This window comes from Sinorhizobium sp. CCBAU 05631, assembly GCF_002288505.1.
Taxonomy (GTDB): domain Bacteria; phylum Pseudomonadota; class Alphaproteobacteria; order Rhizobiales; family Rhizobiaceae; genus Sinorhizobium; species Sinorhizobium fredii_C.
Map to the genome: position 1 here is coordinate 414248 of NZ_CP023065.1, position 12170 is coordinate 426417.

Here is a 12170-nt window from a genome sequence, read left to right on the forward strand (position 1 = left end):
CCTCGATTGACGAGAAGGTTTCCCTATGGCCCTGCTCATGGCCCCCTAACGCATTCAGAGCGCCAAGCGCTAAAAGCGTGCAAATGCAATTCAGGGAGAGAGCAACCGCCATCGCGCCGCCGGCCGGCGCTGCGGCCTCATCTCCGTCGAAATTGCTCCATCGACTTCGCTGCCCCACCCCGCTTCTCTGGACGAGATCAAGCCTCCGTCCACGTGCAGGATCGAGCCGTTGATGTAGGAGGCATCAAACGAGGCCAGAAAGTAGGCAGCCTCGGCGACTTCTTCTGCGTCCCCGACCCTGCCCAAAGGAATTCGCTGTCGGAGCGAAGCCGAATCCATGCCGGCGACCGCTGCCAGCCGGTTGGCGGCACATGTGCGGATGTAACCTGGAGCGACTGTGGCTGTGCGGATGCCCAATGGCCCGAGTTCGGCCGCCATGCAGCGGGTCAGCATGTCTATGCCAGCATTGTATGCTCCATAGGCGTGACTTGGCGCGAGCGGTGAAAGGCTTAAACTTGACCCGAGATTCAGGATTACGCTGCCAGAGCGCATCGATATGGCGGCCTCGCGAACGCAGGTGAAGGCGCCAGTAAGATTGACATCCAGTATGCGTTTGAGGACTTCCGGCGACTCCTCGATATTGGGGACGAGTATCTCATTCATGCCGTTGACGAAGACGTCGAGGTGGCCGAAGCGCTCCCGCAATTCTTCGAAGAGCGAGACTACCTCGGTTTCGACGGTCCTGTCCACGCGCCTTGACAGGTGCTTGTCGCCGAGCAAGCCGGCGAGCTTTACCGCTTCTTCACCGTCTCCGTCGGCGATCACAACCGTGTCGCCGTTTTCGGCAAAGCGCCGAGCGATGGCCGCGCCTACGCCTGTAGCGCCGCCCATGACGATCACTGTTCGCGCATCGGTGTCCTCGACCGGCCGCATGAATTCTGCTCCGGGCGTCCTATCCTGAGCCTGATGGGCACCACCCGGTTGGTTGACTGACATCCAGCCCCCATCGACCACAAGCGTCGACCCGGTTATGTAGCTCGCCTGTGCGCTCGCCAAAAAGCGCACGGCCCGCGCGATTTCGTCGGGGCGCGCTATTCGGCCCAACGGTACGCGGCGCCTTATCGCGCTGACGTCGAGCTTGCCAGCGCGTTCCAATTCGGCAACCATAGGCGTGAGCACGTGACCGGGCGCTACCGCTGTCACACGGATGCCGCGCGATGCCCATCGGCACGCCAGCGATTTCGTGATTGAGATCAGACCAGCTTTCGAAGCGGCGTAGGCACTGCGCTTCGGATTGCCGAGCAGCCCAGCCAGCGAAGCGACATTGACGATGGCGGCGCCAGGTTTCATCAGCTTCGCGGCTTCGCACGCCATCGAATAAGCCCCGACAAGGTTTATCGCTAGAGCGCCTTGAAAATCTTCGAGAGCAGTATCGGCGGTCGCAGCCATGGTCGGCCCAATCCCCGCATTATTGACGAGCACTTCAATCCGCGAGAATCGTTTTTCCAGAAGGGCACGCAATGCGACGACATCGTCCTCTCGCGACACGTCAACCTCGAGGCCAAGATGGGGCTCTCCGAGATTTTGGCCAAGTTCGATTACGCCGCTGTCCGGGAGGTCCACCGCGACAACGACATCTCCATTCGCGGCAAAAATATCGACGAGCGCGCGGCCGATACCCCCCGCGGCACCTGTGACGACGATGACCCGCCCTGGCTGAACCTGGCGATCGTCCATGCGTCTCTGTGCTCCACGGGCTCGGCCTCGAGGAATCGGAGGGTAGCGCAGTCGTATCATGGTTATTCTTCTCCACTGCCGATCAGGTCCTTTGGATGATTTTTCGCAGCAACTCGCCGCTTCGAAAGTTCGTAAACGGGATCATTCGGATGCGGTGCCCCAATCGGTTGGCGAGGACCGAACCGCTCTGCTTCCGAGGACTTCGGTGGTCTCTGTTTCTCAACCCAATCATAGACTACCGTCCGTTCGACGATGCGCCACTCCCCTTCCCTTTTCTGAAACAGATCACAGTAGCGTCCGCACAAGAGCACCTGCTTTATCTCGCCTGTTGCGTCGGGACCGCGCTGCAGCGCGGTGAAATAACTCTCGACGGCGGCCTCTGTCGCGCCCAGGAACTCAATGATTATGTTCGCAAGCTGGTGGATGTTGCGCGGCTTAGTTTTGAAGACGTTGAGTGCATGCTGAATAAACCCTGCGGCAGAGCCGGAGTAGCTTCCGTGATTGTCGCGTGCATCGGGCCAATAACAGCTGCGCAGTGCAGCCTCGTCTGCCCGGTCGATTCCTCGACAGTAGCGATGGAGACAGTCGCGGATTGCTTCTCGGTCGAATAGATTGGTTATGCTTTCTTCATTCATCATGGTGCGGTGAGATGCGGTAAGCGATGAAGACTTGGGAGCGATCGGCGCTTCATTGCTACCGCCTCGCCCGTCCAATCAGGCCCAAGTTAGGATGATATTACTGATCCCGAATACATGGCCGCCATGAGTTATCGGCGCCGTACCTTCCTTGATGCGGAAAGCTGGGATGCGCGCTAACCATTCACGTAGGCCAATGACGATTTCTCGCCGTGCGAGATGCGCTCCGTGGCAAAGGTGTGGTCCATAGCCAAAGGCGGTGTGCTGATTATCCTGTCGTGCCAGATCGATAGTGTTGGGGCACTTAAATTCAGACGGATCTCGATTAGCAATCATCGCGGGACAGGAAACATAATCACCCTCACGGATAGGCACGCCTTCGAACTCGGTGTCCTTCGTGGCCACGCGGATTATCTGAACGGTTGAATAGGCGCGCAGCAGTTCCTCAGCGGCGAGCCCGAGCCGATCCGGTTCGTTTCGCAACAACTCCTGGTGCTTTGGATTGCGTGCAAGATAGGCCATGTCAAAGCCAATGGCGGCGGCAACCGTGTCGAGCCCCGCGACCAAGAAAAGCACACCGATGCCGCGGACTTCCTCTTCTGTTAAAGAGCGGCCCTCGATTTTCGCCTGCAGGGCGAAGGTCATGAAATCGACGGCTGGCGACTTGCGGCGCATCGCTGCCATTTCGTCAATAAAGGCCACGACCGAGCGGGCTGCTGCCGTTCGCTTTTCTGCATTGCCGTGGAGCAAATCGCTTACCCAGCCGACAAGTACTTCGGATCGCCTCTGGGAAAGTCCCAGAAAGCTGAGGAAAACGCTGACCGTAAAGGGCAAGGCGAAATCCTTCATCACGTCACAGCTGGTCTTCTCTTTCGCAATGCAGTCGATCAGCGCGCCTGCTCTGGCATGGATAGTCGGCTCCAGCGCCAACACCCGCCTGGATGAGAACAGAGGGTTTAGCAGTGCACGAAACACTCCATGGGCCGGGGGGTCCAATTCGAGGGGGATGACCGGCCAGTTTTCGCCAAGTGCCGAGGCGAAGATGCTGCGATGGCTGGAAAAGGTCTCTGTATCCTCAAGGACCCGGCGCTGGTCTCTCGCCCGTGTTATGACCCAGGTACCTCGTCCATCGCGCGTGTTGGAAGGAGAGTAAAAGATCGGCGGGCCATCATCATGAACGCAAGCCACGGCGGCGTGCGGATCCCCGTTAGGCGTCGGCGCCATGCCAGGCGACGTGAAAAGACTGAAGTCCCGCACCAGTGCGGGCGGAACATGATCCGGGATGGGGTTGGTCTTCACTCGCTTTCTCCTTAAGTCACTCATAAGCTTAGCGGACCGCCGAAGACCTGAGCGGAATGATCGGGAGCAATTCGACGGGAATCGCGCCCCCCTGGGCGACCGGCAAGAGCACGATCTGCGGGGTTGGTTGCACCAAACAGCACTTTTTGTCCGAGTTCAACAGTGTCACTCCGCTGACTTGACAAACCCGACATGGTCTCGACCGGCGCCTTGCCTGCAAGGGTGGTTGCAAGCTGCGCCGGGGCAAGCTCGCCTTCCCACTTCGCCACCACAATCGTTGCGACCGCATTGCCGATTATGTTGGTGAGCGCCCGGCACTCGGACATGAAGCGGTCGATGCCGAGGATCAGCGCCATGCCGGCGACCGGCACGGAGGGAACCGCGGAGAGGGTTGCGGCAAGCGTGATGAAGCCAGCGCCGGTAATGCCAGCTGCCCCCTTCGAACTCAGCATGGCGATGAGGAGCAGCAGGATCTGATCGCCGTAGGAGAGCGGCGTATCGGTCGCCTGGGCGATGAAGAGCGCCGCGAGCGTCATGTAGATGTTGGTGCCGTCGAGGTTGAATGAGTAGCCGGTCGGAATGACTAGGCCGACAACCGAGCGCTTGCAGCCTGCCTTCTCCATCTTGCTCATCAGCCCCGGCAGCGCTGCTTCCGAGGAGGACGTCCCGAGCACGAGCAGCAGTTCTTCCTTGATGTAGCGGATGAGCGCGACGATCGAGAAGCCGTTGTAGCGTGCGACCGCGCCGAGCACCATGAAGACGAACAGGAACGAGGTGAGATAGAAGGTGCCGATCAGCATCGCGAGATTGGCAATGGATGCCACGCCGTACTTGCCGATGGTGAACGCCATAGCACCGAAGGCGCCGATCGGGGCGGCCTTCATCAGGATCGCCACCAGCCGGAAGATCGGCAACGTCAGCGCGTGCAGGAAATCGACGACGGCCTCGGCCTTCTTGCCGACCATCGCGAGCGAAATGCCGAAGAGGACCGAGGTGAACAGTACCTGGAGGATGTTGCCCTCGGCGAAAGCACCGACCAGCGTCGTCGGGATGATGTTCATGAGAAAGCTGGTGACCGACTGCTCATGTGCCTTCTCGGCATAGCTCGTGATCACCTTCATATCGAGCGAGGCCGGATCGATATGCATGCCATCTCCCGGCTGGACGATATTCGCGACGATGAGACCGAGAATGAGCGCGAGGGTGGAAAAGGCCAGGAAGTAGATCATCGCCTTGCCGGCGACACGGCCGACCTTGGCGAGATCGGTCATGCCGGCAATGCCGGTCGCGACCGTCAGAAAAATCACCGGCGCGATGATCATCTTGACGAGCATGATGAAGGCGTCGCCGAGCGGCTTCATCTTGGAGCCGACATCCGGATAGAAATACCCGAGCAGGATGCCCGCGGCGATCGCCGCCAGAACCTGGACGTAGAGATGTCTATAAAGGGGTGTCTTGCGGCGGACCTCCGCGAAGTTTTCTACGATCAAGATGATTTCCTCCACTTGGTGCATGCGCACTCGTAATCCGCGCATGCAGTGATGACGAAAAGGCCTCCCAGCCGTCTATAGCCGGCCTAGGCGGCACTTAAGCTCAGCGTCTCCGCCATCTTTCCCGACCGGTGAAGCACTGTCGCCTTCCTCAGGGCCAAAGCAGCTCTCCAATTCCTTGCATTGCTGGCAAGAAGGCGCCGTGCACAGCGAATAGCCCTCGGCCTCACACAGCTTGCGATAAAAGTACTTCTTCCACCGCATGTTTTGGGTATTGCCGGCTGCAAGCGTTGGGAAATGGCTGGCGAGCAATCGGCTGAGTTCGACTCGATCAAAAAGACCAAGCTCCCTCCAGAGATGGTTGTGGCGCAAGGCACGCCGGGCTATGATTTTGGCGAAAAGCACGCTCGCCGAATCGCCCGCTCGAGCATGCGCGAGCAGCAGACCGCGCAGAAGTTCCTCCTCGGGGCCGGGCTCCGGATCTCTTACCTCTTCCAAGCGAAAAACATGAATAGTTGGGGCGGGAAAACTGCGGTTCAGGATGTCCCGCAGCTCTACTTGCGAAAGACCAGTTGCCTCTGTTGCCGTTGCCTCGCCGGCATCGATTTCCTCGAGTGCACGCGAAAGGACACATGCAAGTACGTACTGGTCGAAATCCATTTCGAGGTCCGTAGGCGGCCAGGGTCCGAGGTCCAGCAATTCGGATAACTGTCGCCAACCGGGCCGATCGGTCATTCTGATTCCGAGTGTTACTCTCCCTTTCGACAAAGCGCGCACCTGAGCTAGATTTGACATGTTCCCATCCTTCCCTGCCTTCGTCCCACACGAGGGCGCCCAGTGATGCCTGCACGGCAATTGTGCCCCCCGGGGCCGTTTCAAAATTCGTGCCAATCCAGTCTGCTGAGCCGAAGGGTTAAGTTCGTGCGTTCCATTCAAAGGCTAAACGAAGGTCTGTAGGAAGCAGGGGGAAATGCGGCCCGTGTCGGAAGGACGACAAAGGCGACATGATGTCGGTTCTCTGACAAGAGCAGCGGTCGAGTTTCTTAACCGGAAACGCGGAACGGTCGATTCGGCAAGTTCCTGTTAAAATGAACTTTGCAGGCGGCGCGTTGATACGCGCGGCCGCCGCAGCTTGTTGCAGACAGGTTGAGCCACGAGAAGGTGTGCGCGCGTCCAGTTTACGCCAGTCCGCGCACAAGATTGCCATGCCCGTACCGAAGCAGTGCTGTTTGAGCTTGGATCTAAAGTGGCACGCCGCTTGCTGTCTGTTCGTTGGCCGACGAGCTGATTATTCAAGTAACGGTGCTTCGCCAGAGGGTCCAGAGGCGGCGAATGCTCAGTTCTTTTTTCGAAGGAGCGATGCTCAATGCCTGTGAAAAAAAGAATCCCTTTCGTTGCCTTTCGCACGCGTGTTCGCGACGAGACAATAGGAGGGCCAAACCCATACCGATGGGAAGTCAGAACAACCGAGGATTACTTCAGTGGCAAGCGCGTCGTTCTGTTTTCGCTTCCCGGTGCGTTCACCCCGACCTGCTCAACTCATCAATTGCCTGACTTTGAGAGACTTTACGAAGAATTCCGGAAGGTAGGAATCGAAGCGGTCTACTGCCTGTCAGTTAATGACGCCTTCGTCATGAACGCATGGGGCAAGGCGTTGGGCTTAGAGAAGGTCAGGCTTATCCCGGATGGTTCGGGCGAATTCACTCGCAAGATGGGCATGCTGGTTGCAAAGGACAATCTCGGCTTCGGAATGCGCTCGTGGCGCTACGCTGCCGTGGTCAATGATGGCGTGGTGGAGCAATGGTTCGAAGAAGAAGGTTTCTCGGACAACTGCGAGTCCGATCCTTATTGGGCATCTTCTCCGCAGAACATTCTTGAAACGCTGAGGACTTTCGATACCGCACGTCTCGGTCGTGTCCCGATTAAATTTTGATTTTTGCCATGTGAGCTATCCAGTCTGATGTTGCGGAGCCAGTGCTGACAGTGAGCGCCGCAGCTACCCACTGAGCAGCCCCCAGCGCAATTTCATGAACCCCGCGCAGCAGGAAAATCGCCGCTCAAGGTGACTTGCCGGTTTGCTCGCGGACGATCCCTCGATCCATTGAGCTAATGCGTGCCATCGAGATAATCGATTTCACCGAGATACTGCTTCCTGCTATGCCGCTTTTCGGGCACGGAACCGAAGTTAAAGGCGAGTTCCCATGAGCAAGTCTGTCATCACAATTGATGTCGTTCAAACTCGCGTTCGCAAGAGGAGCATTTTGGCCTATGTACACCCGACATGAAGGAATTGCGCCGGAGCAGTTCATGCTGCGGCACGGGAGGGTACGGCACATTCCCGCTGAGGGTTTAGTTTCCTTCAATCGACCGGGCATCCAATCTCCGCGCCGGAATCTCAGCAGCCCTGCCGAGGATAAACGTCGATGCTCGGCGCGTCGCGGAGAGCCTCACACGAACTCGGTTTAACACCCAAATGTCGTAACTACGACTGTGTCGTACAAACGACATGGCCGTGTTTTAACAACGCGTTGTTTTCATGATGGTTTCTGGTTGGCACACTAGGTGCATCGTTCGCAGGCGACTCGAAACCAGGAGAAACGAACCCATGATAACGCTCACCGACAGTGCGATTGCCGCAATAAAGTTCGCGCTTTCACAGACTTGCGAGCCGGCGGATGGGCTACGCATCAAAGTGGAAGCGGGCGGCTGCTCGGGTTTTAAATACCACCTGGGCTTGGACAGCGAGTCGCGCGACGGCGACGCTGTCATTGAGGCGGGCGGGGTCAAGGTGTACGTAGACTCAGCTTCTCAACCTCATGTCAGCGGCATGACTGTGGACTTCACCACGGGTGTCGATTCCCCCGGATTCATCTTTGATAACCCCAACGCGCGAGAGAACTGCGCCTGCGGGAAGTCTTTCGGCTGATCGCAGAAACAGAGGGGTACGAGAATGCTAGGTCATCCACGAGAAGGATCAGCAAGACACTTCATGCTGTCGCTTTCCGCGCACAAGTTCCATTGGCCGAAGAGATTCGGGGCACTTTACATAAAGCGGGAGTTTGCAACCACTTCGCCGTTTTCACGTCGGATCTTTAGGATGCTAGAGGAGCGCAAGCGGACCAAAGCAGTGCGCCTAAGCGCACATTTGTCAGTGGGACTCGGCCTAAAATCATCGGGAAACGACAAGTACGGAGCGGTTGCGACGATTCGATGTCATGAAGCCGACAACGCTATCACGCAGGCCGCTGTCCTGTAAGCCGAAAAAGCTCCTTAGATTTCATGGGCTTCTTGGACCACAGTTGGTTGGCATGGTTGGTGCTTGGGAAGGGAGGCGAAAGACGTCATCTTACATGCGATCGGAGCTAAAGAGACCTCATGCACATCGTAGTCTGTATCAAGCAAGTCCCGGATTCAGCGCAGATACGCGTCCATCCGGTGACGAACACGATCATGCGCCAAGGCGTGCCGACTATCATCAACCCTTACGACCTGTTTGCCCTCGAACAGGCACTCCAAGTGCGTGATCACCATGGCGGCGAGGTCACGGTGCTCACCATGGGCCCCCCCATGGCCGAAGAATCTTTACGCAAGGCGCTCACTTATGGCGCAGACCGCGCGATACTCCTGACCGACCGGCACTTTGCCGGCTCCGACACGCTGGCGACTTCATTTGCTCTTTCTCAGGCAATCGCGAAGATTGGCAATAGCTTTGGATCGCCTGATATCGTCTTCACAGGCAAGCAGACGATCGACGGCGATACCGCCCAGGTCGGCCCCGGAATAGCCAAGCGCCTCGACCTCGTGCAGTTGACCTATGTCGCAAAGGTCACTTCCATTGATCTCCGCACGCGCGCGATTACGGTCGAGCGTCGCTCGGAAGGCGGCACGCACGTCCTGAAGAGCGAATTGCCTTGCCTGATCACCATGCTGGAAGGATCGAATGCCATTCGCCGCGGCTCACTTGATGATGCCTTGCGGGCCGCACGCAGCGAAATCGTCAAGTGGAATGCGGTGGAGGCTGGCATTGAAGACATCACAAAATGCGGGCTGCGCGGTTCGCCGACGGTCGTCAAGCGGGTCTTTGCCCCTACCCCGCGCGAGCAAAAAGCGGTGCAGATCGACACCGTCGAGAAGGCAGTGCAGGACGTAGCTAACGAACTGGTCACTTCAATCTTCGCCCATCAGCCGGCACTGGAGCACGAGCTCTCCTCCACTCGTAGCGTGAGCAGATAGGAGCAGATTATGGGAACTCGAAAAAGAAAAGCACCACCACCGGCCCAAGCCCGTGCCAGCATGAAAAAGGACCTGCCTGAGCAATTCAGAGACTACCGGCACGTCTGGGTTTTCATGGAGCTGGAACGCGGCCATGTCCACCCGGTCTCGTTCGAACTTCTCGGCGAAGGCCGCAGACTTGCCGACCAACTGGGGGTTCAGCTCGCAGGTATTATTCTCGGGCCTCCGGGGGATTCTACCTTGCACGCCGCTGCTGAGGCCTTCGCCTATGGTGCGGATCTGGTGTATCTCGTCGAGGAGCCGCTGCTCACGGATTATAGAAACGAGTCTTTCACCAAAGCACTGACAGATCTGGTCATTACCCATAAGCCTGAGATTCTGCTTCTCGGTGCGACGACGCTGGGTCGCGACCTCGCCGGTTCCGTGGCGACCACACTGCTGACGGGGCTCACAGCCGACTGCACCGGACTTGATGTCGACGAGGACGGTTCGCTTGCAGCTACCCGGCCCACGTTCGGTGGCTCGTTGCTTTGCACGATTTATACGCTCAATTGCCGGCCCCAAATGGCAACGGTGCGGCCAAGGGTCATGCGCATGCCACAGCGGTCAAACAAGCCGATCGGGCGGGTAATCCGGCACGATTGGCGGATGTTGGAGGAAGAGATCGTCACGAAGGTCGTCGGTTTCCTTTCCGACGACCGATCGGGGAACGCCAATCTCGCCTATGCGGATGTGGTGGTTGCCGGCGGGCTGGGCCTCAGCAATGCAGAGAACCTGCTGCTTATCAAAGACCTCGCGCGGACGATCGGCGGTGACTACGGCTGTTCCAGGCCGCTCGTCCAAAAGGGCTGGATGCCAGCTGATCGGCAGATCGGCCAAACTGGCAAAACGATCCGCCCGAAGCTCTATATAGCGGCTGGAATATCAGGCGCGGTCCAGCACCGCGTCGGTGTCGAGGGAGCTGACCTGATTGTGGCTATCAACACCGATCCACACGCGCCCATCTTCGATTTCGCCCATGTCGGTGTTGTCACCGATGCTGTCAGCTTTCTGCCAGCGTTGACGGAAGCTTTCACCAGACGGTTGGCGCTGGCCAACCGTCTGAGACTTGTGAACTGAGGTAAAACCTATGACCGAGGAAAGATTCGACGCCATCGTCGTCGGTGCCGGTATGTCTGGAAACGCGGCTGCATACACCATGGCAAGTCGCGGTCTAAAAGTGTTGCAGTTGGAGCGCGGAGAGTATCCGGGCTCCAAGAACGTCCAAGGCGCCATCTTGTACGCCAGCATGCTGGAGACAATCATTCCCGATTTCCGGGATGATGCACCTCTTGAGCGGCATCTGGTCGAGCAGCGATTCTGGGTAACGGACGACACGTCACACACCGGAATGCACTACCGGTCGGACGACTTCAATGAGCCGGCGCCAAACCGTTACACGATCATTCGCGCCCAGTTCGACAAGTGGTTTTCGCGGAAAGTCCGAGCGGCGGGCGCGATAGTTTTGTGCGAGACGACGGTGACGGAACTCGCTCTCGATGCTGCCGGCAAGGTGATAGGCGTCCATACCGATCGAGCGGGCGGGGTCATCCATGCGGACGTGGTCGTGCTCGCTGAAGGCGTAAACGGCCTCCTCGGCACGAGAGCACGATTTCGCAAGGTGCCGAAACCCGAAGCCGTGGCACTCGCTGTCAAGGAAATGCATTTCCTACCGGAAGAGGTCATCAATGAACGCTTCGGCCTTACCGGCGATCAGGGCTGTGTGATTGAGGCGGCAGGAACAATCTCGCGCGGAATGGCCGGCTTGGGATTCCTCTACACCAACAAGGAATCAATCTCGCTTGGCATCGGCTGCCTTGTCTCCCATTTCGCAGCGACCTTGGAAAGTCCTTACGCGCTACTTGACGCATTCAAGAACCACCCATCAATCCGGCCGCTACTTGCGGGCTCGGAGATTAAGGAATATGCGGCGCACCTCATTCCGGAGGGCGGATTCAAGGCAATTCCGCAGCTCTTTGGAGATGGCTGGGTCGTGGTCGGCGACGCGGCGCAGCTCAACAACGCCGTGCACCGCGAGGGCTCGAACCTCGCCATGACGTCGGGCCGCATCGCCGGCGAGGCGATCGCCGCAATCAAGAGCCGAAAACACCCGATGACGAGTGACAATCTCTCACTTTACAAGGCCATGCTGGACAAGTCTTTTGTTCTGAAAGATCTTAGAAAGTACAAAGACATGCCCGCCCTGCTCCACACAAATTCACGCAATTTCTTCACGACTTATCCGCAGTTGATGTCGCAGGCGGCGCAAAACTTCGTGCGCGTCGACGGCACACCCAAGATCGAGAAGGAAAGAGCGACCACGGCCGCTCTTATTAAAGCGCGTTCGCGATGGGGACTGGTCAGCGACGCAGTCCGCTTGGCACTGGCCTGGCGCTAAAGGGGAGCATTGAGATGACAGCTTCAGTTGTTCGCATTGAAGACAAGCTTTACCAAAACCGTTACCTGGTGGACGCGGGGCGGCCGCACATCAAGGTGCGGCAGCATCAGTCTCCGAGCCCAAACCTGCTTGCGCTGACCGTTGTTTGCCCAGCGAAATGCTACGAGGTAAATGAAGACGGCCAAGTAGAGGTTACTGCGGATGGATGCATGGAATGCGGGACATGTAGAGTACTGTGCGAAGAGAGCGGTGACATTGATTGGAGCTATCCGCGAGGTGGATACGGCGTGCTCTTTAAATTCGGATGACTTGCATCTCACTTTTGTCTAATAAGATGGG

The 12170-nt window shown here is 57.9% G+C and carries 11 protein-coding genes; 6 read left to right on the top strand and 5 right to left on the bottom strand.

Annotated elements, in window-relative coordinates; all coding sequences use genetic code 11:
- Positions 1-90: 90 nt before the first annotated feature.
- The 5 genes from SS05631_RS28645 to SS05631_RS28665 all read right to left on the bottom strand — a co-directional run bounded on the left by SS05631_RS28645 (position 91) and on the right by SS05631_RS28665 (position 5956).
- On the bottom strand, positions 91-1737 hold the full coding sequence (locus SS05631_RS28645) for an SDR family oxidoreductase (RefSeq protein WP_037427033.1): 1647 nt from the start codon (positions 1735-1737) through the stop codon (positions 91-93).
- Positions 1738-1799: 62 nt separating this feature from the next.
- Positions 1800-2372, bottom strand: coding sequence for a nuclear transport factor 2 family protein (locus SS05631_RS28650; protein WP_034859521.1), 573 nt, complete (start codon positions 2370-2372; stop codon positions 1800-1802).
- A 78-nt stretch (positions 2373-2450) separates the two neighbouring features.
- Complete coding sequence (locus SS05631_RS28655) at positions 2451-3671, bottom strand: cytochrome P450 (protein WP_162109193.1); 1221 nt, start codon at positions 3669-3671, stop codon at positions 2451-2453.
- Positions 3672-3691: 20 nt separating this feature from the next.
- Positions 3692-5161, bottom strand: a complete 1470-nt coding sequence (locus SS05631_RS28660; RefSeq protein ID WP_193378224.1) for a dicarboxylate/amino acid:cation symporter — start codon at positions 5159-5161, stop codon at positions 3692-3694.
- Positions 5162-5236: 75 nt separating this feature from the next.
- Entirely contained in the window at positions 5237-5956 is a 720-nt protein-coding gene (locus tag SS05631_RS28665) for a nitrogen fixation protein NifQ (RefSeq protein WP_083854345.1), read from the bottom strand.
- Between the two features lie 571 nt (positions 5957-6527).
- On the opposite strand from SS05631_RS28665, the gene SS05631_RS28670 reads away from it, so the two are divergent.
- The 6 genes from SS05631_RS28670 to SS05631_RS28700 all read left to right on the top strand — a co-directional run bounded on the left by SS05631_RS28670 (position 6528) and on the right by SS05631_RS28700 (position 12139).
- The gene (locus tag SS05631_RS28670; protein ID WP_037427023.1) at positions 6528-7094 is read left to right on the top strand and encodes a peroxiredoxin; all 567 of its coding nucleotides are present in this window, start codon (positions 6528-6530) and stop codon (positions 7092-7094) included.
- A gap of 672 nt (positions 7095-7766) precedes the next feature.
- The gene (locus SS05631_RS28675; RefSeq protein WP_037427021.1) at positions 7767-8087 is read left to right on the top strand and encodes an iron-sulfur cluster assembly accessory protein; all 321 of its coding nucleotides are present in this window, start codon (positions 7767-7769) and stop codon (positions 8085-8087) included.
- A 449-nt stretch (positions 8088-8536) separates the two neighbouring features.
- On the top strand, positions 8537-9394 hold the full coding sequence (locus SS05631_RS28685; protein WP_034859514.1) for an electron transfer flavoprotein subunit beta/FixA family protein: 858 nt from the start codon (positions 8537-8539) through the stop codon (positions 9392-9394).
- 9 nt (positions 9395-9403) lie between these two features.
- Complete coding sequence (locus SS05631_RS28690; RefSeq protein WP_037427017.1) at positions 9404-10513, top strand: electron transfer flavoprotein subunit alpha/FixB family protein; 1110 nt, start codon at positions 9404-9406, stop codon at positions 10511-10513.
- Between the two features lie 10 nt (positions 10514-10523).
- Positions 10524-11831: an NAD(P)-binding protein gene (locus SS05631_RS28695; RefSeq protein WP_037427014.1), complete on the top strand. Its 1308-nt coding sequence runs from the start codon at positions 10524-10526 to the stop codon at positions 11829-11831.
- Positions 11832-11845: 14 nt separating this feature from the next.
- Complete coding sequence (locus tag SS05631_RS28700) at positions 11846-12139, top strand: ferredoxin family protein (RefSeq protein WP_083854344.1); 294 nt, start codon at positions 11846-11848, stop codon at positions 12137-12139.
- The last annotated feature ends 31 nt before the right edge of the window (positions 12140-12170 follow it).

Bases quoted from the DNA above. Each gene is read 5' to 3' on its own strand.
- SS05631_RS28645 (WP_037427033.1), bottom strand. From the start codon at position 1,737: ATGGACGATCGCCAGGTTCAGCCAGGGCGGGTCATCGTCGTCACAGGT.
- SS05631_RS28650 (WP_034859521.1), bottom strand. From the start codon at position 2,372: ATGAATGAAGAAAGCATAACCAATCTATTCGACCGAGAAGCAATCCGC.
- SS05631_RS28665 (WP_083854345.1), bottom strand. From the start codon at position 5,956: ATGTCAAATCTAGCTCAGGTGCGCGCTTTGTCGAAAGGGAGAGTAACA.
- SS05631_RS28670 (WP_037427023.1), top strand. From the start codon at position 6,528: ATGCCTGTGAAAAAAAGAATCCCTTTCGTTGCCTTTCGCACGCGTGTT.
- SS05631_RS28675 (WP_037427021.1), top strand. From the start codon at position 7,767: ATGATAACGCTCACCGACAGTGCGATTGCCGCAATAAAGTTCGCGCTT.
- SS05631_RS28685 (WP_034859514.1), top strand. From the start codon at position 8,537: ATGCACATCGTAGTCTGTATCAAGCAAGTCCCGGATTCAGCGCAGATA.
- SS05631_RS28690 (WP_037427017.1), top strand. From the start codon at position 9,404: ATGGGAACTCGAAAAAGAAAAGCACCACCACCGGCCCAAGCCCGTGCC.
- SS05631_RS28695 (WP_037427014.1), top strand. From the start codon at position 10,524: ATGACCGAGGAAAGATTCGACGCCATCGTCGTCGGTGCCGGTATGTCT.
- SS05631_RS28700 (WP_083854344.1), top strand. From the start codon at position 11,846: ATGACAGCTTCAGTTGTTCGCATTGAAGACAAGCTTTACCAAAACCGT.